Origin of the sequence: Alteribacter lacisalsi (assembly GCF_003226345.1) — a bacterium.
GTDB classification, from domain to species: Bacteria; Bacillota; Bacilli; order Bacillales; family Salisediminibacteriaceae; genus Alteribacter; species Alteribacter lacisalsi.
In genome coordinates, this window is record NZ_PDOF01000001.1 from 612,409 (window position 1) to 634,689 (window position 22,281).

17 protein-coding genes are annotated in these 22,281 nt (G+C 52.6%); 4 read left to right on the forward strand and 13 right to left on the reverse strand.

The annotated features are described in order from the left end of the window. Positions 1-8 precede the first annotated feature (8 nt). From CR205_RS02940 to CR205_RS02975, 8 genes are all read right to left on the reverse strand, one after another. The gene (locus CR205_RS02940; RefSeq protein WP_110516773.1) at positions 9-989 is read right to left on the reverse strand and encodes a glycosyltransferase family protein; all 981 of its coding nucleotides are present in this window, start codon (positions 987-989) and stop codon (positions 9-11) included. Next, the gene (locus CR205_RS02945) at positions 989-1,939 is read right to left on the reverse strand and encodes an NAD-dependent epimerase/dehydratase family protein (RefSeq protein ID WP_110516775.1); all 951 of its coding nucleotides are present in this window, start codon (positions 1,937-1,939) and stop codon (positions 989-991) included. Before CR205_RS02945 ends, CR205_RS02940 begins: the two co-directional genes overlap by 1 nt. Then, a complete protein-coding gene (locus CR205_RS02950) occupies positions 1,936-3,009 on the reverse strand; it encodes a Gfo/Idh/MocA family protein (RefSeq protein WP_110516777.1) in 1,074 nt (357 codons plus the stop codon). Before CR205_RS02950 ends, CR205_RS02945 begins: the two co-directional genes overlap by 4 nt. Next, the gene (locus tag CR205_RS02955; RefSeq protein WP_110516779.1) at positions 3,006-4,115 is read right to left on the reverse strand and encodes a DegT/DnrJ/EryC1/StrS family aminotransferase; all 1,110 of its coding nucleotides are present in this window, start codon (positions 4,113-4,115) and stop codon (positions 3,006-3,008) included. The genes CR205_RS02950 and CR205_RS02955 overlap by 4 nt, the downstream gene beginning before the upstream one ends. Next, positions 4,112-5,116: a CgeB family protein gene (locus CR205_RS02960; protein WP_161524649.1), complete on the reverse strand. Its 1,005-nt coding sequence runs from the start codon at positions 5,114-5,116 to the stop codon at positions 4,112-4,114. Before CR205_RS02960 ends, CR205_RS02955 begins: the two co-directional genes overlap by 4 nt. 26 nt (positions 5,117-5,142) lie before the next feature. Next, positions 5,143-6,396 carry a nucleotide sugar dehydrogenase gene (locus CR205_RS02965; protein ID WP_110516783.1) on the reverse strand — a complete coding sequence of 418 codons (1,254 nt, stop codon included), beginning with the start codon at positions 6,394-6,396 and terminating at the stop codon, positions 5,143-5,145. A gap of 24 nt (positions 6,397-6,420) precedes the next feature. Further along, positions 6,421-8,016 (reverse strand): glycosyltransferase family 2 protein, encoded by a 1,596-nt coding sequence (locus CR205_RS02970; RefSeq protein WP_110516785.1) that lies wholly within the window; start codon positions 8,014-8,016, stop codon positions 6,421-6,423. A gap of 195 nt (positions 8,017-8,211) precedes the next feature. Next, the gene (locus CR205_RS02975; RefSeq protein ID WP_110516788.1) at positions 8,212-9,393 is read right to left on the reverse strand and encodes a glycosyltransferase family 4 protein; all 1,182 of its coding nucleotides are present in this window, start codon (positions 9,391-9,393) and stop codon (positions 8,212-8,214) included. Positions 9,394-9,578: 185 nt separating this feature from the next. Between CR205_RS02975 and CR205_RS20390 the strand changes: the two genes are divergently transcribed. Next, positions 9,579-12,818: an NTTRR-F1 domain gene (locus tag CR205_RS20390; RefSeq protein WP_201745340.1), complete on the forward strand. Its 3,240-nt coding sequence runs from the start codon at positions 9,579-9,581 to the stop codon at positions 12,816-12,818. A 52-nt stretch (positions 12,819-12,870) separates the two neighbouring features. Here CR205_RS20390 and CR205_RS02985 read toward each other — a convergent pair whose 3' ends face one another. Beyond that, on the reverse strand, positions 12,871-14,067 hold the full coding sequence (locus CR205_RS02985; RefSeq protein ID WP_110516790.1) for a hypothetical protein: 1,197 nt from the start codon (positions 14,065-14,067) through the stop codon (positions 12,871-12,873). A gap of 28 nt (positions 14,068-14,095) precedes the next feature. After that, positions 14,096-16,939, reverse strand: coding sequence for an NTTRR-F1 domain (locus CR205_RS20395; protein ID WP_201745364.1), 2,844 nt, complete (start codon positions 16,937-16,939; stop codon positions 14,096-14,098). Positions 16,940-17,296: 357 nt separating this feature from the next. Here CR205_RS20395 and CR205_RS02995 point away from each other — a divergent pair, with 357 nt between their 5' ends. The 3 genes from CR205_RS02995 (at position 17,297) to CR205_RS03005 (ending at position 19,155) form a co-directional block, all read left to right on the forward strand. Beyond that, positions 17,297-18,139 carry an STAS domain-containing protein gene (locus CR205_RS02995; RefSeq protein ID WP_161524650.1) on the forward strand — a complete coding sequence of 281 codons (843 nt, stop codon included), beginning with the start codon at positions 17,297-17,299 and terminating at the stop codon, positions 18,137-18,139. A gap of 148 nt (positions 18,140-18,287) precedes the next feature. Further along, on the forward strand, positions 18,288-18,563 hold the full coding sequence (locus tag CR205_RS03000) for a hypothetical protein (RefSeq protein ID WP_110516793.1): 276 nt from the start codon (positions 18,288-18,290) through the stop codon (positions 18,561-18,563). A 43-nt stretch (positions 18,564-18,606) separates the two neighbouring features. Then, positions 18,607-19,155 (forward strand): GNAT family N-acetyltransferase, encoded by a 549-nt coding sequence (locus CR205_RS03005; protein WP_110516795.1) that lies wholly within the window; start codon positions 18,607-18,609, stop codon positions 19,153-19,155. A gap of 123 nt (positions 19,156-19,278) precedes the next feature. Here CR205_RS03005 and CR205_RS20400 read toward each other — a convergent pair whose 3' ends face one another. The 3 genes from CR205_RS20400 to CR205_RS03015 all read right to left on the reverse strand — a co-directional run bounded on the left by CR205_RS20400 (position 19,279) and on the right by CR205_RS03015 (position 21,979). Beyond that, complete coding sequence (locus tag CR205_RS20400; RefSeq protein ID WP_201745341.1) at positions 19,279-19,422, reverse strand: hypothetical protein; 144 nt, start codon at positions 19,420-19,422, stop codon at positions 19,279-19,281. Between the two features lie 180 nt (positions 19,423-19,602). After that, on the reverse strand, positions 19,603-20,508 hold the full coding sequence (locus tag CR205_RS03010) for a macrolide 2'-phosphotransferase (protein WP_110519652.1): 906 nt from the start codon (positions 20,506-20,508) through the stop codon (positions 19,603-19,605). A 7-nt stretch (positions 20,509-20,515) separates the two neighbouring features. Then, on the reverse strand, positions 20,516-21,979 hold the full coding sequence (locus tag CR205_RS03015) for an Msr family ABC-F type ribosomal protection protein (protein ID WP_110516797.1): 1,464 nt from the start codon (positions 21,977-21,979) through the stop codon (positions 20,516-20,518). Positions 21,980-22,281 lie beyond the last annotated feature (302 nt).

Here is a 22,281-nt window from a genome sequence, read left to right on the forward strand (position 1 = left end):
TGAAGTGTTCAGGATTTATACAGGCGGATCAGCTGGTCGGTGACTGCTTCCTTTGCATGCACACGTTTCGCGTACGCACGTCCGAGTCTGCCTTTTTTCTCACGAAGACCGGGGGAGTCAAGCACCATCCGGATCTTTTCCTCCACATCGTCCGGGTTGGCGTTAATAATCGGGAGATCCTTCGGGAAACGGGCCACGAGATCGGGACGGATAAAAGCAATCACCGGTTTACCAAGGGCCATGGACTCAACGCTGAGAAGCCCGTGTGATCCGCACAGAACCTGATCTACAATGAGGTCCGCTTCCCGGTACAGGTCAATCACCTGGGCGTGACTCATTTTTTCAATGCGCCTGTAGTCAAAATCGTGGGTGTTTCTGAGGTTCTCGATAGCCGCCTCTATAAACTCGGTGCCTTTAAACTTCGGGTTTGTGGGTGCGTGAAGGATGAGTGGCCGTTTTTTGTCCGGTAACGGGTAATGGGGCTGGAATTTTCCGATATCGATAGCAATTGGGACCACATGGACAGTCTCATAGTACGGTTCCACATACGGGAGCACTTCGTAATCCTGAACGATCGCTTCCTCCACATACCGTGATATTTTTGTGAGTCGGGTGTCCATAACCTCATTAGAGGGGGAATCGCCCGTATACACGAAAGGATTGTTCTCCCTTGCTTTTTCGTGAAAACGTACGTCATTGCCCCAGTGATGCATGAACATTTTTTTACCTTTCGCGGAAATGACGGGCAGATCGGCATAGTCTGGCAGAAGAGAGGAGGCATAATGGAAATGGAACACGTCAAAAAAATTCATAATATGAGGGGCCGTCGACCGCAGATCGTACCCGTTCGTATTAATCAGGTGCTCTTTGTAGCCGAGATACGAATGAAAGGTGTTAAAACCGGCTGCCAGATGGCCGCGGCGCTTCATTTCCCCGCTTAAAATGCCCATCTGGCCGGCAATTTCAATAATCCCGTGACAGACACGCATCAGTCAGACCTCCTTGATTTCAGCCAGTTACGTGTTTTCTCCAATCCTGCGTCGATCGTCGACCGCGGGGTCCAGGCGAGCCTGCTGGTAATAAAGCTGTGGTCAAGACAGCGGCGGTTTACGATATCCACCACACGCTTTGGCATGTGTGTGATTTTTCCTGTGTACCCTGTCAGCTGCCTGATTTTATGAGCCAGTTCCAGAACGGAAGTTTCCTTTCCGGTCCCCACATTAAAAACCTCACCAGGAGCATCGGGGGACAGCGCGGCAAGCCAGATGGCCTCCACCGCATCTTCTACGTAGGTAAAGTCCCGCGTCTGTTTTCCGTCACCGAAAATCGCCATGGGAATGCCGGTTTCCGCAGCATCAAAAAACTTAGCCACCACACCGCAGTAGGGGTTGGTACTCAGCTGACCGGGACCGTAAACGTTTGAAAAACGCAGCGTTGTCACAGGCATGCCGTATAAATGGTGAAAAACGTGACAGTAATGTTCGACTCCGAATTTACTGGCCGGATAGGGAAGCCGGATCCGGCTGTATGTTTCCGGTGTGGGCAGGATGTCGGCCTGACTGTATACAGAAGCGGTGGACGCATACACAAAACGTTTCAGCTGGGGGCATGAAAGGTGAGTTTCGTGAAGCATCGTAAAGCCCCCGGTCAGATTGGTTTCGAAGTCCTGATCGATGTGGCTGACCGAATTTATGAGATTCGCGCAGGCAAAATGAAACACGTACTCGACGTTTGGCAGGAGTTTTTTTAAGAGATTCCGATCGAGAATGGAGCCTCGCACGAAAGTGACTTTCGGATCCAGTGGAATGGCGTCAAGTGTCCCCGTGGACAGATCATCGAGAACCCAGATGTGCGCAGCGTGGGGCAGGAGGCGCAGGACGAGCTGGGATCCAAGAAAGCCTGCACCACCGGTAACCAGAATATTGCCGAGCTGGGTCATGACAGATCTCCTCCTTCCATGTTCCGAATATGAAAGGACCGGATCGGGAGAGAGACCGGATGACGGAGGCGGGCAGACTGATACAGGCCGAAGATGGTCTCGAGCGCCTTTTTTCCTTCCGTTCCGCCCATTAACGGCGTGTGTGCGGGATCTTTTATGCTTTCGATAAAGTCTTCATACATATACAGCTGTTCCTGCGTATTCGTGATCACGGACGGATCTGGCTGGGAGGCGGGATCGTCCTTCAGAAACCAGCGTGTAACAGACGTAAGTGCAGGTCCTTCAACGACAATGCTGCCTTTTTCACAGAAAAGACTGAGCCCGTAGCCAATGTTGGACGGAAGGGTCACTGTATTCGCTTCAATGATGCCGCGTGCTTTATTTTTAAACGTCACCACACCGGCAGCGAGATCCTCTGTTTCTTTTTTGATGCTGCCCTTCCCGATATCGCCGTAAACGGAACTCACCTCCCCGAGGTACCACTGAAGCAGATCAACAAGATGGATGCCCTGGTTGATGAGCATACCGCCGTCGAGCTCCCATGTTCCCCGCCAGGAGGCACTGGAATAGTAATGTTCGCCCCGGTTGATTCTGATGGAAGCCACACCGAGATACGGCTTCCCGAGTGTGCCGTCATCCATCAGTTGTTTGATTTTCCGGAAGAGAGGACGGTACCGTAATTGATGACAAACAAGAAGTTGTAATCCGTCTGCCTCGGCTGTCTGGTTCAGCGTATCGGCTTCTTTTAACGAGAGTGCCATTGGTTTTTCCAGCATCACGTGTTTTCCTGCCTGCAGGGCATCACGGGCAATGGAGGCGTGAAGGCTGGAGATCACTGCGATCACGACGGCATCCACTTCAGGGTCCGCCAGCAGGGCTGAAACGTCTGTGTAGAATCGGACGGGAGAAGAGTCGTTTGACACGTTCTTATAGAGCTGACCGGCAGCCTCTGCCCGTCCGGGAACCACATCACATAAGGCTGTGAGCTTCGCATGTGGTAATCCTGCGATCGCTTCGATATGTTTTTTGGCGATGAATCCGCAGCCAATGATGGCAAAACGTACCGTCATGGACGATCAGCCCGATCAGGCTGAAGGGCACGAATGACCGTCTGTTGGTCCTTGGAACTGAGAAACGGGCTCATCGGAAGGGCGAACATCGTTGCGGACAGGGATTCGGCTACGGGAAAGCTGCCTTCCTGATAAGGAAGATGTTTATAAACTTCCTGAAGATGAAGACTGACAGGATAATAGATGGCAGACTGGACGTTGTTTTGTCTGAGCTGGTCCATGACTTTACGCCGGTTCGATGAGCGTATACAGTACAGATGATAAATGTGGGTCACATCGTCCGCACATTCGGGCAGCGTGAGATCCGGAACGTGTGCGAGCTTTTGATTGTAGGTGGTGGCCAGCTTTATGCGCTGGCTGTTCCAGTCATCAATATGATCCATGGCTACAAGAAGAATGGCGGCGTGGATTTCATCGAGACGGCTGTTGTATCCGAGTGAGGAATGAATGTATTTTTTTTCGCTCCCGTGAGCGCGGAGAATTCTGAGCTTTCTCGCCAGATGATCATCGTTTGTCGTAATCATACCCCCGTCTCCAAGGGTTCCGAGATTTTTGGTAGGGAAAAAGGAAAAGCAGGCTGCATCTCCGAGACTGCCGGCTTTTCTGCCTTTGTATTCCGATCCAAACGCCTGGCAGGCATCCTCAATGACGATCAGACCGTTCTCTTTCGCTATGAGATTGATCTTTTCCATATCGGCAGGGTGACCGAACAGATGAACTGGGATGACCGCTTTCGTCCGGGAAGTGATGGCAGCTTCGAATTTTTCCGGATCGATGTTGAAGGTCCGGTCCTCCACATCTGCGAAAACCGGGGTCGCTCCCACGCGGGAGATCGCCTCTGCACTGGCAAAAAACGTGTACGGAGTAGTGATTACCTCGTCACCGGGTCCGATACCGTAAGCGTCAAGGGTGAGGACGAGCGCGTCCGTGCCGTTTGCCACAGCAACAGCGTGTGTGACACCGATTTTTGCTGCTATACGGGCTTCCAGTTTTCTGACGCGGCTGCCGAGGATATACTGGCCACTGTCGATGACCTGGCTCACTTCTTTAAGGATTTCTTTTTTTATGGAGGCAAACTGCTGCTGCAGACTGATAAGTGAAATCACGTGATTGCCCTCCTTTTCTTCATTAGTAACTCGTTCAGCCGTGGGAGAACGCGGCGCAGATGATCGGTAAAGGTGTGGTCCTTCAGGATTTTCGCCCTGGCGTTCTGCCCGATTTGCAGTCTTCTGACCGGATCGTGAAGATACTGGTGCACAAGGGCAATCGTTTCCTCCGGTGAACCGGAGAGTACAAGTTCCTTGCCGTCCTCGAGCATAGTGGCAAGAGCCGATGTGCGGCTGGCGATCATGAAAGCGCCGGTCCCGAGAATTTCGACCGTGCGCTGGGTAATCTGATCATCTGCATTCTGTACCCCGAGGACGATGCGGGCGTTCCGGTAGACGGGTCCTGTTTTCAGGTAAGGCAGATACCCGTGATACCAGGAAAGGGGGACGCGTGTGCCGTACTCTTTTTTGAGCAGGGCTTGATCCAGATCCCATCCAAAGCCCCAGATATCCGTTTTTACTCCTTTTTTCACAAGGGGGAACAGCAGATCTCTGAAACTTTTATAGCGGTATGTTTTGATGTGCAGATGAGTCGTGCCGACAAAGGCAATATCATAGATTTCCGGATCGAGGGCTGTTTTTGCGCTGAAGACCCTCGGGTTAAATTTAAAATCCAGATGATCAGCGGATATGCCTCTGGCTTCATAAGAAGGAATACAGGACGGGTGAAGGGTCCAGACAAGATCGGGCTTGATTCTATTAATAAACGGGAGGGACCACAAGTCGTGCTGAATCTGATCCTCTGTGGCCCAGTAAACGTGAAACAGCCCGTATTTTCTGCAAAGTGTCGGCAGCTGATCGGGAACCGGTCCCCTTAAGGGAATATCACAGCCGACAGTCAGGAGAATATCGGGCTTGAAATGGGCGATGCCTGCTTCGATTTCCTTCAGCTTCCAGGAAGACTGAAAAAAGATCTGATGTCCGAGCTGCGCGAGGGAGTCTCCCAGACTGTTCAGGTAGCATGAACGATGATCGAGAAAAAAGATTTTGTACGATGGCAAGGTGCGGTCCCTCCTTTCTGGATGGATTAAACGCGCTTGATTTTTGGATCGCTGAACTGGCGGGTGATGTTTCTAGTATCAAACACCCTGTTGCTGTGTGCGACAGCCTGTGCCCAGTCCACTGCCTTGTGGTCAACCAGGATCACGGTCAAGTCAAAAGCTTTCAGTGCACGTTCGGTCAAATCAAAACGGTCGAAATCCAGTGGACCTTCGTAGACCGGATCGTGCACTTTGACACTGCGGCAGCGGGATTTGAGAATGTCGGCCACCTTCAGTGCCGGGGATTCCCGTACGTCATTCACATCTTTTTTATAGGTCACGCCGATCACGCCCACTTTTGCCGCAGCCGGATCGATCCCCTGCTCACTGAGATAGGTGGTAATGGCACGGGAGGTCTGGTAGGGAGCAATGTCGTTAATTGCGCCTGCCTGCTCGATCATGGAGAGGTGTAGGCCGTGCTGCCTGGCAACCCAGGAAAGATAGAACGGATCGATCGGGATACAGTGGCCTCCGATTCCCGGACCGGGATAATAAGGCGTGAAGCCGATGGGCTTCGTTTTAGCCGCTTCGATGGATTCCCACAGATCTATATTCAGTTTATTGGCAATAAGGTTGACCTCATTCATAAAACTGATGTTAATGAGTCGCTGACTGTTTTCGAGAATCTTGGTAAACTCTGCCACACTGGGCGAGGAGACCGGCACGGTCTGCTGAAAAATACCGTCGTAAATTTTGTGTATGCGGCTCAGACAGGCAGGTGTGACGCCGCTTATGACCTTCGGAATCGAGGCGAGGGAGAGCAGTTTGCTTCCTGGATCAATTCGTTCAGGTGAATATGCGAGGTACAGGTCCGTTCCGATGGAAAAGCCATTCTTCTCGAGGAGGGGCTTAAGGAGCCCTTCGGTTGTCCCGGGGTAGGTTGAACTCTCCAGGATCACGAGGGTGCCTTTTTTCAGGTGGGGCATCGCTGATGTCACAGCGGCTTCCACGTAGGACAAATCCGGTTCCCGGTTTCGAAGCGGCGTGGGCACGCAGATGATCACGGTCCGGGCTTTGGAAAGGCATGAGAAATCGGTCGTCGGGAAAAACCTTTCCGTATTTTTCATTGCCTGAATATCCTGGTCGGACAGATCAGACAGATAGCTTTTGCCACGCAAAAGAGCATGGATCTTTGATGGATCGGTGTCCACACCGATCACGGAATGATCTTTTGATAATAGAAGCTGTACAAGTGGAACCCCGACGAAGCCGAGTCCAATTACAGCAGTCTGTTCTGACATAAGTGTCCACCGTCCTTACGGTTTCTAGAGTTTATTTCTCCTGCGGATGGTATCCGGCAGTCGGAGCCTCACTCCGAGGAGGGGCTGAAGGAAGCCGAACGCTTCCAGATGGTCGCCTAAAATGACAGCTTCCATCGTGTTGTTGTTTTTTTTGTAGCCTGCCCGCCTGGGATTGGGGCTGATTACATCCACTGTGCCAGGAGAAGTAACCGAAAGGCCCTGATAAATAGCCGAAGCAAGGGCTTTTGGCGGTACGGCAAGCGTGTGTGGCCCGATCGCCATAATCGCTTTTCGCGTCAGCAGGTGCGGGATCGCCGTCAGCGAGTCGTACCCGAGATCATCCCGGCCGAGACCATAATTGAGCAGTTTTTTTGCCATTGAAATATGGTCAATTCTCGAAGACCGGTTGATCAGCGGGGTTATATGATTCAGACAAACATCCGCCGTACCTGCTTTCTGCAGAAAGCGGCTGAGCGTTGAAGATGGGATCACGAAATCAGCGTCCAGAAAAAGAACCTGATCCCCTGATGACAGCAGGGCGCCGACGGCCCTGCCGGTATCGTGTCCGAGCGCAAAAGGGAAGGACACAACAGTGGCATCCTCGGAAACGGCTGCTTCATACGTGCCATCGGAAGAGCCGTTTTCGATTACTACAATCTCCTTTGGAACGAGGGCCCGGACCTCCTGTACGACCTTTCGGATCGTTTTGGCCTCGTTACAGGCGGAAATCACTACTGAAAGAGGAGAAGCGGGATTCGGTGCCCGGCCTTTATGCTCCCTGGCAATGTGGGCCCGGACGTCTGCGAGAATATCGAGACGGCGTCCGCCGCTGTTGAAACCGCCCCTCGAGCCCCGAGCAGAAGTAAGAACCGAAAAGGCTTCGATATGATCACCGTTAATCAGGCGGGTGATTTTCTCCAGCTGACTTCGGCTTCGTTTTTTATTCCGTTTGCGCACATTCACCATGACGGTCCGCTTAACGACGAGACCGTTAAGGAGGGCTTTTGCCAGAGCGGCAGGCGGCACAGCGAGCGTTGCTGCTCCAAGAACGGTCAGGGCACGGCGGCTGATCGCGTGTGGGGTCGTTGTCATGGAGCTCCCCACCAGCTGCCTGTTTCCGACCATGGTATTTAAAAGACGTTTCGCCTGAGAGGTGGAATGAATGGTCGTTTTGGACCTGTAGCCTGAATATCTGTTCAATGCCACATCGGCACCGTTTAGGACGGCACGGTAAAACCTTCGCAGCTTTTTTACAGGAACGTTATAATCTGCGTCCAGAAAAAGAAGCACCTTCCCTTGGGCATGCCGGGCACCGATTACCCGGCCAACGTCATGCCCAAGTGGAGCGGTCCGTTTAATGACTTTGGCCCCATTTTTTTGAGCAATCGCAGCCGTCTGATCCCGTGAACCGTTACACACAACGATTACTTCTGTCCGTGGGGTGATCTTTTTTGCGCCACGGATTACGCTGCGTATGGTTTGTGCCTCATTCATGGCTGGAATGATGACCGAAAGAAGTGGGGAACCTGACTTTCGGCTGCCTGATTTTTTCTTTTTCTGCTTTTGAATAGGTAGGGATTGTTTTTGTTTCCCCTGCTGTTTCTTTGAACCTCGTTTCACAATCGTTTACACCTTCTTTTACTGGATACCTGCCACAGGAGGGGCTGCCTCCTGTGGGCTCGTATCGCTGGATGATGAGCGGGCAGTCCGACCGGAAAAAGGAAGGATGATGTCTTTACCAGCATATTGATCAGATTGAAATCCGTAACGGCAAACTTCCCTCTTTTTTCCTCTAATAAGGCGGAACATTTCTGTTTACCTGATCCGATGGTGTCTCCTGTAAAAACGGGCGAGGCGTTCGGCTGATTTCTTCCAGGAGAAGCGGATCTTCACGCGTTTACGACCGGCCTGCCCAAGACGTTTGCGGAGGGACGAATCAGCCAGCAGTGTGCTCAGTTTCTGGGCGATCGCAGCTGCCGGCTTGGTACGGGAAACCACATAGCCTGTTTTCCTGTGTGCGACCACTTCGGAAATACCGCCGTTTCTGGTTGCGATCACAGGCAGTCCACAGGCCATTGCTTCCACGTTCACAAGCCCGAAGGCTTCATTTCCTTTTGATGGGCAGACGAACACATCCGCAAGCCGGTAGAAATCCTTCAGCGTCCCGGATGGCTGATGAGGCAGAAATTTGACGGGAGGACTGATCGATTTTGCTTCACTGTACACCCGCCTGGCATAGGAACTTGTCTTTTTCGGTGCACGGTATCCGGGAGAGCCGATCACAATCAGCTGGGATCCAGGGTTGCTGCGCGAGACGCTCTTCATGGCCCTGATCAGTTCAAGTACCCCTTTTGATTTGATCAGCCGTCCTGCGTAAAGGATCACTGGCGCCGCAGGTGAGAGATGATAGCGTGCCCGGAGAGTCTGCTTTTCCGGATCGGCAGCGGGTCTGAAGGCGTCCGGGTTTACCCCGAGATGATTGACCGTTATTTTGGATGCGGCTCTGGCGTTAAGACGGATAATCCGCTTTTTCAGAAACCGGCTGTTGGCAATGATGCCGTCTGCTTGCCTGCAGGCTTTGCGGAACACGGCTGGACGTATCCGGTGCGGGGATATAAAGGTGTCGGAATGAAGGTTCATATAAACAGGGAGCTTGGGGAATCTCCGCTTGATGGAGGTTACGAGTTTCGGGCGGTTTTCCACTTGTATGATTGTGCCAGGGGCTGTTGCTTCCGACTGAAGAAAAGTGAGAAGCTTTTTTTTATATGTTTTGGTGGTAGCTGTGAGCTGTTTAAATGTGATTGGTGACGCGGGCTTTGGAAATGAGGCGGGAAGGGTGGCCATCGTGCCGCTCATGCTCCGGCCTACAACTGTGATTTTGAAAGTCCGTGATAAAAACGGGATGAGATTCATGACGCAGATTTCAACAGACCCGGTGCTCTCGGCCGGAACCGGATACGTGCCGGGGGTAATGATAATTAAATGGGGGCGGGGCATACTGCTCACCTCAACTTTGTTTTATGATGCTGTTTTTTTATATTCCGGAGAAGGAGGGAGTGTGAGGGCAGAGGTGGATAGGAACGAAAACTGGACGGAGGGGGGGGAATCTCCCTTTTCGCATTTCTTCCATCCTGATACATATAATGGCAGTTGAGGTCAGCAGACTGGATGGGGGGGATAGTATGTCAATCATTAATCAAATTTCCAACGGAGGGTTTGAATCAGGCGTATTAGCACCGTGGATTGGAATTAACAGTGTGATCGCAAATGTACCCCATACCGGATTCCGTTCGGTAAGACTGTCGGGTGGAAATGTTAACGCCTATGTGTATCAATATGTGGAGGCAGAGCCTGGAAACAGCTATGAACTGCTCGTGTCGCTTTCAAAGGAAGGTACGCTTCCGAACCCGCTCACATCCGTAACGGTTGCATTTTATGATGGGGCGTTTACATTCCTGGGATACGGGCTGATTACTACCATTACAGCAGGCAGTGTCCCTGATTCGGCAGCAGATACGTGGCTTAATGTCTATCAGACAACGTCGGCAGCCCCTGTTGGAACAGAACAGGCTCTTGTCCTGATCAATAGTCTTCCACAGACGGGAACAGCTAATATATTTGTGGATGATGCGGCATTGCTAAACGCAAATGGAGGTAGTATTACAGGCCCAACAGGCCCAACAGGCCCAACAGGAGCAACAGGAGTGACAGGAGCCACGGGTGCTACGGGATCGACCGGGGTAACGGGAGCGCCAGGAGCAACAGGGATCACAGGAGCAACGGGAGCCACAGGGGCAACGGGAGCAACAGGATCAACAGGATCAACAGGGATCACAGGAGCAACGGGAGCGACAGGAGCGACAGGATCAACAGGGATCACAGGAGCGACAGGAGCGACAGGAGCCACTGGTGCGACGGGAGCGACCGGGCCAACAGGGGCCACGGGGATCACAGGAGCAACGGGGATCACAGGAGCCACGGGAGCAACAGGAGCGACAGGGGCAACGGGAACCATAGGAGCAACAGGATCGACAGGAGTAACGGGAGCCACTGGTGCGACGGGATCGACCGGGCCAACAGGGGCCACAGGAGCAACGGGGAGCACGGGAGCGACAGGAGCAACAGGAGCAACGGGGGCAACAGGATCGACGGGGGCAACGGGAGCAACAGGAGCAACGGGGGCCACAGGATCGACAGGAGCAACAGGATCGACAGGAGTAACGGGAGCCACTGGTGCTACGGGATCGACCGGGCCAACAGGGGCCACGGGGGCCACAGGAGCAACGGGGACCACAGGATCGACCGGGCCAACAGGGGCCACGGGGGCCACAGGAGCAACGGGGAGCACGGGAGCGATCGGGGCCACAGGAGCGACGGGAGCCACTGGTGCGACGGGATCGACGGGGTCAACAGGAGCAACAGGAGCCACGGGAGCAACAGGAGCGACAGGGGCCACGGGAACCACAGGAGCAACAGGATCGACAGGAGTAACGGGAGCCACTGGTGCGACGGGATCGACCGGGCCAACAGGGGCCACAGGAGCAACGGGGAGCACGGGAGCGACAGGAGCGACAGGGGCAACGGGAGCAACAGGAGCAACAGGAGCGACAGGAGTAACGGGAGCAACAGGAGCAACAGGATCGGCAGGGGCAACGGGAGCAACGGGGGCAACAGGAGCGACGGGGGCAACGGGAGCAACAGGAGCAACGGGGGCCACAGGAGCGACGGGATCCACAGGAGATCTGGCGTCAGCTTACGGGTATGTATATAACACTATTTTACAGGTTGTAGAACAGGAAGAGGATGTTACATTTAATGGAAGCACTACATTGGAAGGGGTCACCCACTTCTTTAATACGAGTGAAATTATCATCGAGGAAAGTGGTGTATACTCGGCAGCGTACAGGGCACTGGGGGAGGAAACAAACCAGTTTTCCTTATTTGTAAACGGCGTGCCGGTGGCGGGAAGTATTTATGGGGTGAACGTTGCGGGCGTGCCAAATCCCGGTCTTGTAATTATAGTGGTTGATGCCGGAGATGTCCTCACACTGCGTAATCATACGAGTCCTGATACAGTTACTTTGCCTGCAAACACTGGTGGTTCCCAGCTTAGTATCAATGCTTCTGTGCAGCTGGTGAAAATTTGTGAACGGCCGGAAATCTCTGTTCCACTCCAGACAGTGAATGAAGCTGCGACAGATGCAGAAATGCGTGCAGCTATAGAAGACCCTGCTTTAGGGCTTGATTTGACAGATTATAATGAACTTAGTGAAGGTGCAAAAGACAATGTGGCCTTTTTTCTGATCACGAACCGGCCGGACTACGGATACAGCTCGGAAACACAGGTGCAGCAGGCACTCAATTACGCTGTTTTCACCGTAGTTGACCCGGAAAACATCTGGGTTGAAGCTGGAGCGGTGGGTGGTGATGGAAGCAGGTCAAATCCCTATGGGACGATCCAGGAAGGGATTGAGGCTGTCGACACGGGAGGAAATGTATTTGTGCTGGCAGGAACCTATACGGTTACAGGTCAGTTGCTGATAACGGATTCAATGAATCTGGTAGGGGTAGAGGATGAAGTAGACAATTTGCCGCAGGTTAATTTCGTGGGACCGAGCACCCAAAATGCGCTGCATATTCAGGCGGATGATGTATCTGTGGAAAGTATCCATCTAAACAGTGCAAGAACTCTTACTGCAAACAATGCTGTCATTAACATTCCTTTAAGAACTACTACCAATCTCTACAGCAATATATCCATTACAGATTCCATTATTGAAGGGACAGTCCGCAGTTTGTATGGGTTTATTGAAGACCTCACTTTGCAGAATAATACCATCATTCATAATGCGGCGACCCAGAGTCTGCGTCTCCAGATGCTGGGCGGGACGACCCTCATCAACGGGAATGACTTTCAGGGAGGCGTAACCAGTGTTGGAGCCATAGTGATTGAACCAGATCTGGCCTCTTATTTTATATCAGGAGATATTTCTATTACTGAAAATACAATGACCAGCTTTACCCAGTTCGTGAATTTATACAATTTTGTAGATGGCCCAACCAGCTTATATATTGAAGATAATGACGTTGACCACCAAAACCGGTCAGGGAGTTCCATCATCCTGCAGACACGGCCTGATTACAGCCAGATTGATACGCTCCTGATTCAGAACAACACAATTACAAACATATTCGACGATCGACTAGCTGTTTATTTTGCAGGAGGGGGAGGCGGCACAAACATCCCGGCAGATGGTCAGATCCAGGTGTACGACAACACGTTCATTTTTCCCAACGGATTTGGTCAGCGTCCAGGAGATGTCGTATTTCCTGATTATCCGGTGGGCTACAATGCAACTGCCGGAACATTCGGGATGACGCTTGATAAATTTGATCTGCAGGGAAATGTAGTGATTGAATGACCTGCATTAAAAAAAGCATGAAGCCCTATATTAAGGACTCATGCTTTTTCTTCTACCATTCTTCGTTTACACGGAATACAGCGACAATATTGGCAGAAGCCGTTTGTCCTCCTACAACGAGAGTAACGATGTCGTCATCCGGAAGCTCAAAATCAAGCAGGTTTGCCTGCGCAAGGTTACGTGTCCCACCGGGGCCACCGGCTGCAAGGACACCCTGGAAGACGACTTCTCCTCCGGTGAGTGTTGTTGCCGTGTTGTTCACGAGCAGGGCTGTTTCATCGTCGGGAATGGACGTGTTGGCAGTGGGGAAATTCCCAAAGGCAGTGTTCAGCGTCCCGCCAACAAGGACTTGAAAGAAAGCCTGCTGGTTCGTAATAATATCTACGCCCTCCAGCGTGATCCTGACAGAATTTGCTCTACCCGATCCGGCAGGGAATACCGGTTTTCGCTGAAAAGCGATAACCGGCTGACCTGCAGTTGATACTGTCGCGATTCTCCTGTCGGAGGTGATCCGGAACTCCGGATTAAATTTCCCGATGATGCTGTACTGACGGCCGGCAACAAACATAGTTGCCGGAGTGGATGCACCATCGTTAATCACCTGCCCCCTTAGAGGGAGGTTTGGATCAACGAAACTCGTTTCACCTTCTGGCTTAAAACGGTGGACCGTAATCGTTTGCTGTGCCCCTGTATCAGGATCCTCCAGGACAACGTTGAATTCAATGACGCCGTACCCGTACCATGTGAAATTGATTTGAAAGATGTTTCCATTTTCAACCTCTAGTGTAAGGGTACTGTTTCCACTTCCGTCCAGCGCATCTCCATTCCAGGCTGCCTGGGGAATAATCGTATCCACACCGGCGCGTCTGATCACAACGGCGAGTTCGGTTTCACTCAGCTGAAAAAAAGCGCCATTCTGGTTGTCAAAAAGTCCCCAGCGAAAAAGCTGATCTGGACCGGGCTCCTGAGGGATACGGACACCGATTCCGGCCTGCCCAGCATAACCGGGCATATAGCGGCCCCGCTCTGCGCTGTCCAGAGTCGCCGAGTCACCTGCTGCTCCGGAGACACTGAGATTGAATTCAACAGTATTGTTCGTCACCGTGCCTCCCCCAGTTACAGTGACCACATCTCTAAGGGCAGACAGGCCGTAAACAGACTGTAATTCTACGACTGGTGTGCGCTGGGACGTCATCAGCTCATCGAACTGGGAGGACACGTTCGGTCCTACATTACGAATGATGGTCATAACATACTCTCCTTTCTTTCAGCAGTCCTTACCATTCTTCAGTCACCCTGAACACAGCTGTTACCGTTGCTGAGCCGGTAATTGAACCGACAACGAGGGACACGGTATCATCATCTGGAAGCTGGAAGGATAGAAGGTTTGCTGTGGAAAGGTTACGGTTCTGAGCACCCTGAGCACCTGCCCCGACCCCCTGGAAAACCACCTGACCGCCTGTAAGTGTGGTTCCGGTGAAGTTAACCTGAAGGGCCGTTTCTGCGTTTGGAATGGCTGTGGTTGGAGTCGGGAAATTCTGGAATGCCCCGGTTGTTACCCCGCCTACAATGACCTGATAATAAATATCATCTGTGTTGGTGATATCAAGCCCCTCGAGTGTTACGGATACGGAGTTGGGGCGGGCCGAACCAGTCGGGAACTCTGCCTTTCTCCTGAATGAAATCATCTGAGTACCCGCTGTTCCCACCGTGGCAGTTCTTCTTTCCGATGTGATCCGGAATTCGGGATTGAATTTACCGAGAATACTGTATTGGCGCCCTCCCACGAACAATTCGGCTGGTGCGCCTGTTCCGTTATTCTCAATCTGTGTCCTTAGTGGCAGGTTCGGGTCTGTCAGACTGGTTTGTGTTTCCGGTTTAAACCTGTTAACAGTCACCACAATCTGTGCATCGGTATCAGGGTCCTGAAGCACAACAGACCATTCAATCACGCCGTACCCATACCACGTGAAATCAACATTGAAGATATTTCCGGCTGCAAGATCGAGCGTCAGGCCGCTTGGGCCGGTGCCGTCCAGAGGATCAACGTTCCACGTACTCTGTGGGAAAATCGTATCAACGCCACCTCTGCGGACAGCGACATAAACTCCGTCAGTATTGTTCTGACCGAAATAGATACCATTCACACTGTCAAACAGGCCCCAGGTAAATTCCTGATCTCCTACTGGAGCTGCAGGGATTCTCACGGCAATTCCCGCCTGAGCTGCGTAACCCGGCATGTATCGGCCGCGTTCAACACTATCAAGGGTTGCTGTATCTACACCACTGGCAGCAGTTGAAAGAACGTACTCCACGGTATTGTTGGTCACGGATCCTGTGCCTGTCGTGATAATCAGATCTCTTAAAGCTGAGATTCCATAGACAGATGTCAGTTCGAGGACTGGCGTTCGTTCCGCAACATTCAGTTCATCAAATTGGGAATTTACATCAGGTCCTACATCTGTAATAGTAATCTCTTCAGCTGTTGGGCCTGTTGGACCGGTAGGTCCAGTAGCACCAGTGGCCCCAGTAGCGCCCGTTGCTCCAGTAGGACCGGTGGCCCCAGTAGCGCCGGTGGCACCCGTAGCCCCGGTAGCGCCCGTGGCCCCAGTAGCACCCGTGGCTCCAGTAGGACCAGTAGCGCCGGTGGCACCCGTAGCCCCGGTAGCGCCCGTAGCTCCAGTAGGACCAGTGGCGCCGGTAGCGCCCGTAGCTCCAGTAGGACCGGTGGCGCCGGTAGCGCCCGTAGCACCTGTTGCACCTGTTGCACCTGTTGCACCTGTTGCACCTGTAGGTCCAGTGGCACCCGTAGCACCCGTGGCTCCAGTAGCACCCGTAGCTCCAGTAGGACCAGTGGCCCCAGTAGCGCCAGTAGCGCCAGTAGCGCCGGTAGCCCCAGTAGCGCCGGTAGCCCCAGTAGCACCCGTAGGTCCAGTGGCACCCGTGGCTCCGGTAGCCCCTGTTGCACCTGTAGCCCCAGTAGGACCGGTGGCACCTGTAGCCCCGGTAGCACCCGTAGCTCCAGTAGGACCGGTGGCCCCAGTAGCGCCAGTAGCGCCAGTAGCGCCGGTAGCCCCAGTAGCACCCGTAGGTCCAGTGGCACCCGTGGCTCCGGTAGCCCCTGTTGCACCTGTAGCCCCAGTAGGACCGGTGGCACCTGTAGCCCCGGTAGCACCCGTAGCTCCAGTAGGACCGGTGGCCCCAGTAGCGCCAGTAGCGCCAGTAGCGCCGGTAGCCCCAGTAGCACCCGTAGGTCCAGTGGCACCCGTGGCTCCGGTAGCCCCTGTTGCACCTGTAGCCCCAGTAGGACCGGTGGCACCTGTAGCCCCGGTAGCACCCGTAGCTCCAGTAGGACCGGTGGCCCCAGTAGCGCCAGTAGCGCCGGTAGCCCCAGTAGCACCCGTAGGTCCAGTGGCGCCCGTGGCTCCTGTAGCCCCAGTAGGACCGGTAACCCCCGTAGCGCCCGTGGCACCCGTGGCTCCAGTAGCCCCAGTAGCCCCTGTAGATCCGGTAGGTCCCGTGGCTCCAGTAACGCCCGTAGCGCCAGTAGGTCCCGTGACACCGGTAGCGCCAGTGGCACCCGTAGCACCGGTAGCGCCCGTTGCTCCAGTAGCACCCGTAGGCCCAGTAGGTCCAGTCGGCCCTAGAGCACCTTCCGCCAACAGAAGCGCCACGTCATCCGCAACTATATCTGCCGTATTAGCCTGAGGAAGACTGTTCACAAGCACCAGTGCTTGAGTCGTACCAGCAGGGGCGGCAGAGGTGGTCTGGTAAATCTCAAGCCAGGTATCTGTTTCGGAAGATGGTATGGTACCTGGTGCAATAGACGTTATATTACCATACTCCAAAAATGTAAATGCCGCATCATAAAAAGCAACAGTAAGTGAAACCAGCGGGCTTTGCAGCGCGCCGATTTTTGACAGGGAAACCAGAAATTCAAAACTTTCACCAGGGTTTGCTTCTACAATTTGAAATACATAAGCGTTCGTTGTTCCACCGCTCAGCCGGACGGACCTGAAACCACTGTGGGGGATGGACGCAATCGTTGCGTTAACGCCGACCCAAGGTGGGAGAGAGCCTGTTTCGAACCCTCCGTTCACAATACGATTCACAATTGACATAAGTTTTCTACCAACTTTCATTTATATTCCTCAGTTATAATATGGAAGTAAGGGAGAACTAGTGTAAAAAATGGATGCTCGCCTCATGCCCGAAATTATGTCTCCTGGCATGTCGTGTAACTGGAGAAATTAGGAGGAAGAGATAACTGGTAATATCGGTTTGTTTCTTGTGTGGTTTATTTATCTGATGGGATCTTCCTGCGGTACTTCACAACAGCAAAGATGCCAGTGTGATGGAGGAAAGATACTTTAAAACTCAGGCCCCTTTTTTCTTCTTTCTCCATAGACCGTATGCATCGACAGACACTTACAGATGTTGTATGCTCAAGAAAGAGAATCGGGTGGGAGGCGGAAAAAATGCCGCAGAATGAAGATTTATATGCTTTTTTACAGGCGAATGCAGACCGGCTGACAGAGGAATGGTACAACTCGCTGGAAGAAACAGACCCCAACAGTGTCTATGCTTCAAAGGATCCTGAAGTCATTGCGAACCTGAAACGGCAGAACAACGAGTTCCATAAACGTTTCTTTGAAATTTTCAGACAGGACACTGAAGAATTCAAAGCGGGAATGGATAAGTGGATCAGAGAGATCGCAGGGGATGATAAGCACCATGAAACCCAGCTTCATCTGATTTTACGTGAGTTTAACCGTACACAGGATCAGCATCTCGGTCTGATCGGGGAATTTGCGGAAAAGTATAAAGATAAATATTCGATTAAGGAAATGCTGCACTGGTACAGCCACGTTGACCGTCTGTTCAGAAGAGTGACGGTCACCTTCGTGGAGCAGCATTCCAGGAATGCAAAAAAACGGATGGAAGAGCAGCAGAAGCTCATTGATGACCTGAGCTCGCCTGTGATCCGCCTCAGTAAAGACGTGGCCCTTCTGCCAATTGTAGGGGAGGTCGATTCAAACCGCTCCCAGATCATTATGCAGAAGGCGATGCAGCAGTGCGCGGATTTCGGAGTGAACTGTCTTCTGCTTGATCTTTCCGGTGTGGTGAAAATTGACCAGATCGTGGCGTCCGAGCTGATGCAGATGATTTACGCCCTTGAACTGATTGGTGTCAGTACGACGCTCTCCGGCATGCGTCCGGAAATTGCCCAGTCCGCTGTTCAGCTGGGACTGAGCTTTGATAAAGTGACCGTCAAATCAAGTCTTGCTGAATCGATACGGTTTAGGGAAAACCTGTTATAATCGCCAGTAAAACCGCCTCCGTTGAGGCGGTTTTTTAGCGTTTCAGTAAATATACACCGTCATCAGAAAAGAAGACAACAAACGACACACTGCAACTGGATAAATATGCTAAAATAAATAAGGCGAAAAAGGGAAGGGGAGATCTCAGATGCTGATCGCAGCGATTTCCATCATTGTTCACAGCTGGAGCGTGTTCCTGATACAGCGGCTCCGATTTGGCTCTGCAGGATGGGGTGCGGCTGCTGCTGTTATCATCCCTTTTCCCTTTTACATGATCGGGATGGGCATCGCGGCTTCAGAGGGATCGGAAGGCCTGGCTTATGGCACAGCGTTTTTGACGATCCTGCTCATGGTGAGCGGCCTCATTATGGCTGCGGTCACAGTCTGTCTGCAATTTTTCGTGATCAGGAGGAAACAGGCGTGAGATCTGCCGCAGATGAAACAAGCATCCGAAAGGGGATTTACATATGATTTTACGGGACTCTGTTGTCACCGTACGGAGGATGGATGACCTGGAAGCCGATTATCTGCGGCTGCACAGGTGGCTCAACAATCCAGCCGTGCTCGAATGCATTGAAGGTCCTTCCGCTTCCTTTTGCTACAGCCGGATCGTTGAGAAATACCAGCCCCGGGCGAGGGGAGAGCATTATGTGATCCCCTGCATGATGGAATATAAGGGGGAGGCTGTCGGCTACATTCAGTACTATGAGCTTTTGGAACAGGAAAAAATCGATTATGACGTCCCAGGGGGAGAGGCCGCCTGGGGCACCGATTTATTTATCGGGGAAAAGCGGTTCTGGAATCGGGGAATCGGGACGCGGGCATTAAGGCTTGTTGTACGGCATCTTCACCGGATGGGGATCGATGCCGTCTATATTGATCCCCAGGTGGAAAACGAGCGTGCCGTCCGAAGCTACGAAAAATGCGGTTTTGAAAAAGTAAAGGTGCTCCCTGGCAGAGAGCGTTTTGAAAACGAATGGCGGGACGTGCAGCTGCTGCGGCACCGTATCACCTGACGAGGTGAGCTTCCCCTCCTGTCTGTCTGAACGTGTCTTCAGGAACGTATAGGACAGAAAACAATCCCTGCCAGGGTGCTCCGGGCGGGGATTGTTTTTGGATTCATCCAGAAAATAAATACATCAGTAAGGTGTAAATGTCCCCTTCAGTTTATCTTTATATTGTTCCAGTCTGCTGATTTTACTGAAGGTAAGGATCGAGGCAATGACGGCAATGATCAGCATCCATTCGTGTTCCTCGCCTCTGTTGTCGATGATTCTGTTCACACAAACCCCTCCGGTACTCAGAATGGTGGATAAGATAATTATACCAGATATTTCCTGTTGTTGGGCCATGTATCCCGGATCCAGGTTACAGGGAGTGCCTGGTGTCTGATGATCTTTTGAAGCTGCTTATTAATATGAAGAAACCGTGCCGGCTCACCCGGCACGGTCGTTCGTCTGCACTTATTCTGAGACGCCCAGACTCTGCCGGGCTATTTCCATATACTCCTCGGAATCAGACGCCTTCGCAAATTCATACACGTCAAGCCCGTATGTGCTCAGAAGCTCGATCACGTGGCGGCGCATGCGGGGCCACGTGCGCCCGCCGGCTTTCTCATACCCCTTTATCACCTGATCCAGGCCGGCTTCCCCGAAGATCATCAGAGGTGCCATGAAGTCCCGGCTCACATCGGTGATCGCCGCTTCGGTCCAGTCGATCAGGCCGGTCACCCGGGCGTGACCATCAATGAGCGTGTGGCCGGCGTGGACTTCGCCGTGAACGAGGGCGGTGTGTTCTGGCCACAGGTCATCATTAGCAAGCCACGCCTGCCAGCGGTTCCAGAGATCCTCGCCAACACCGATGTCTGCTTTCACGGCGTTCATCCGCTCCGCGAGATCTGCCTTTGCTTCGGTGATTGTCTGAACTTTTAGACCTGAAATCTCTTTCACCTTTTCAGCCGGCACCCGGTGAAGATCCGCGAGCACCTTTCCAAGCGAGGAAAAATAAGCAGGCGGCACGTTTTCGTAATCGAACTCCCAGCGGTAGTTCTGAATCGCAGGATCAATCGTCCCCGCCGGCACCCCGGACAGCTGCCGGTAGGCGATCAGATCGTTCGTGTAAACCTCCCATTGAGGCGCCTCGAAACCGACATGCCGGTTCACCACGTCCAGCACCTGCTTTTCAAGCACTGTTTTTTTCATCGCATCGCTTCTGCGGGGCAGGCGGAGAATCCACTTCACCCCGGACTCATCCTCTGCGTGGGCCACCTGAAAATCAAGGCCTGATTCGTTCAGTTTTACCGATTCTTCTTTTATCGCAAGGCCGTTCGCAGCGGCCGTTTTTAAAATCTCTTTGATCGTCATTACAATCATCTCCTTATTTTTTTCTTATTAGCATCCGGTTTTCGATTTCATACACGCAGTCTGCAGTGCGGTCCACGAGCGTCTGGTCGTGGGACACGAGCAGGATCGTGCCTTCGTAGGCATTTATAAACTGCTCAAGCGCCTCCATGCACGGCAGGTCAAGAAAGTTGGTCGGCTCATCGAGTATGAGAACGTTGTACTGCCCCATAAACAGCCGGCACAGCTCAAGACGTGCCGCTTCTCCGCCGCTTACCTGCAGCAAACTTTTGGTCAGATCATTCCCCGACAGATTCATCATGTGAAGCATCGTCCGGACCATACTTTCATCTGCCTCTGTTCTGGCTTTCATATAATGAAGTACCATTTCGTTCTTCTCAAACCGGTACGCCAGCTGCTCGTATGCACCAATGACTGCCTTAGGGGAAAGGATGATTCCCTCATCCCTGTTTCGGATCGCCTTCACAAGAGTTGATTTACCCGATCCGTTAGGGCCGGTAATGGCAATGGTTTGTCCGAAGGGGGACTGAAAGCTCGTGTTTTTAAGCAGGGTCCTGCTGTCGGCCTTCAGCGTGAGCCGGTCTGCCATCACTGGAAATCGGTTGTGCATCGTAAGTGCGGTGGCAACAGGAAAGCGGAGTTTCTGTTCCTGCTCGGGCGCATCGACTTTTTCAAGCTTGTCGGCACGGGTTTCGATCGTTTTGGCCGCCTGATGCGCAGCATTCTGGGTTGTGCCTTTTGATTTGGTCATAAACATCCGGTTGGCGGTGGCCTTCGTTTCCTTTCTGCTCATCTGCTTGCCGGGACCGGTGATTTTGTCGGCTTTCTTCATTTTCTCCCCGGCCGATGCGAGCAGGCGCTTTCGCGTTTTCACATACTGCTCATGCTGCTCGGCCTGCCGTTTACGCTCCGTCTGTTTGTGCCGTTCGTAATCGGCGTAGTTCCCCGCAAATTCCGTCACCCTGCCATCATCCACTTCCCAGATCTTCGTCGCCAGCTCATCGAGCAGCCAGCGGTCGTGGCTTACAAGCACGAGCGTACCGTAGTACCACCGGAGCTCATCGGCCAGAAAGGTGATGCCGTCACGATCGAGATGGGTTGTCGGTTCATCAATTAAGAGGCCTTCCCGGTACTCGGAAAAAAGGGACGCCAGCTTCAGCCTCGTCTGTTCCCCGCCGCTCAGAAGGTGAGGGGACCCATCCGGCACGTGGAAGCGGCTGAGGAGGGCACCATCGGCTTCTGCAGTAACAGGTGCGTCCATCTGTGAAAAATATCCGAACTCCCCGTGCCACAGAATCTGCCCTGTATCGGGCTCCATGAGACCTCCGAGCAATTTGAGCAGGGTACTTTTCCCCGACCCGTTATTCCCGACGATTCCGATCCGATCGGACTGGTAGACGGATAAATCCGGAATATCCAGTACCTGCGTATCCAGAAATGACAATTTGACTTTGGTTAACTTGATCAGCAATTGTTCCATATTACGTTTCCTCCCGTTATGAAAAAAATCACAGAAATCTGCCTGTGATTGGGGGAGTAAACGAGCACACAGCTCCGGATTCCGGAGGCCGCATACAGATGTACAGTGAAAGAAGCGTGATTGAAAACAGACGTACCCTGAAAAAAAGAAAGACAGCCGAAGCTGCCTTTCCTCATCTGCACACGTTGTGCGTCTATACATAAAAGATGATTAGAATTGGACAGACTGGTCCCGTTTACTCCGCCGCTCACCGGCAGAGCCTTTGAACGTATAAAATTACTGGTTCAAAGCCGGGTAACGCA

What these genes read in the sequence shown, in the direction of transcription:
- CR205_RS20395 (WP_201745364.1), bottom strand. Translation starts at nt 16,939, where the DNA reads ATGTCAATTGTGAATCGTATTGTGAACGGAGGGTTCGAAACAGGCTCT.
- CR205_RS02965 (WP_110516783.1), bottom strand. Translation starts at nt 6,396, where the DNA reads ATGTCAGAACAGACTGCTGTAATTGGACTCGGCTTCGTCGGGGTTCCA.
- CR205_RS02945 (WP_110516775.1), bottom strand. Translation starts at nt 1,939, where the DNA reads ATGACCCAGCTCGGCAATATTCTGGTTACCGGTGGTGCAGGCTTTCTT.
- CR205_RS02950 (WP_110516777.1), bottom strand. Translation starts at nt 3,009, where the DNA reads ATGACGGTACGTTTTGCCATCATTGGCTGCGGATTCATCGCCAAAAAA.
- CR205_RS02940 (WP_110516773.1), bottom strand. Translation starts at nt 989, where the DNA reads ATGCGTGTCTGTCACGGGATTATTGAAATTGCCGGCCAGATGGGCATT.
- CR205_RS20390 (WP_201745340.1), top strand. Translation starts at nt 9,579, where the DNA reads ATGTCAATCATTAATCAAATTTCCAACGGAGGGTTTGAATCAGGCGTA.
- CR205_RS03005 (WP_110516795.1), top strand. Translation starts at nt 18,607, where the DNA reads ATGATTTTACGGGACTCTGTTGTCACCGTACGGAGGATGGATGACCTG.
- CR205_RS02995 (WP_161524650.1), top strand. Translation starts at nt 17,297, where the DNA reads ATGCCGCAGAATGAAGATTTATATGCTTTTTTACAGGCGAATGCAGAC.
- CR205_RS03015 (WP_110516797.1), bottom strand. Translation starts at nt 21,979, where the DNA reads ATGGAACAATTGCTGATCAAGTTAACCAAAGTCAAATTGTCATTTCTG.
- CR205_RS02985 (WP_110516790.1), bottom strand. Translation starts at nt 14,067, where the DNA reads ATGACCATCATTCGTAATGTAGGACCGAACGTGTCCTCCCAGTTCGAT.
- CR205_RS02975 (WP_110516788.1), bottom strand. Translation starts at nt 9,393, where the DNA reads ATGCCCCGCCCCCATTTAATTATCATTACCCCCGGCACGTATCCGGTT.
- CR205_RS03000 (WP_110516793.1), top strand. Translation starts at nt 18,288, where the DNA reads ATGCTGATCGCAGCGATTTCCATCATTGTTCACAGCTGGAGCGTGTTC.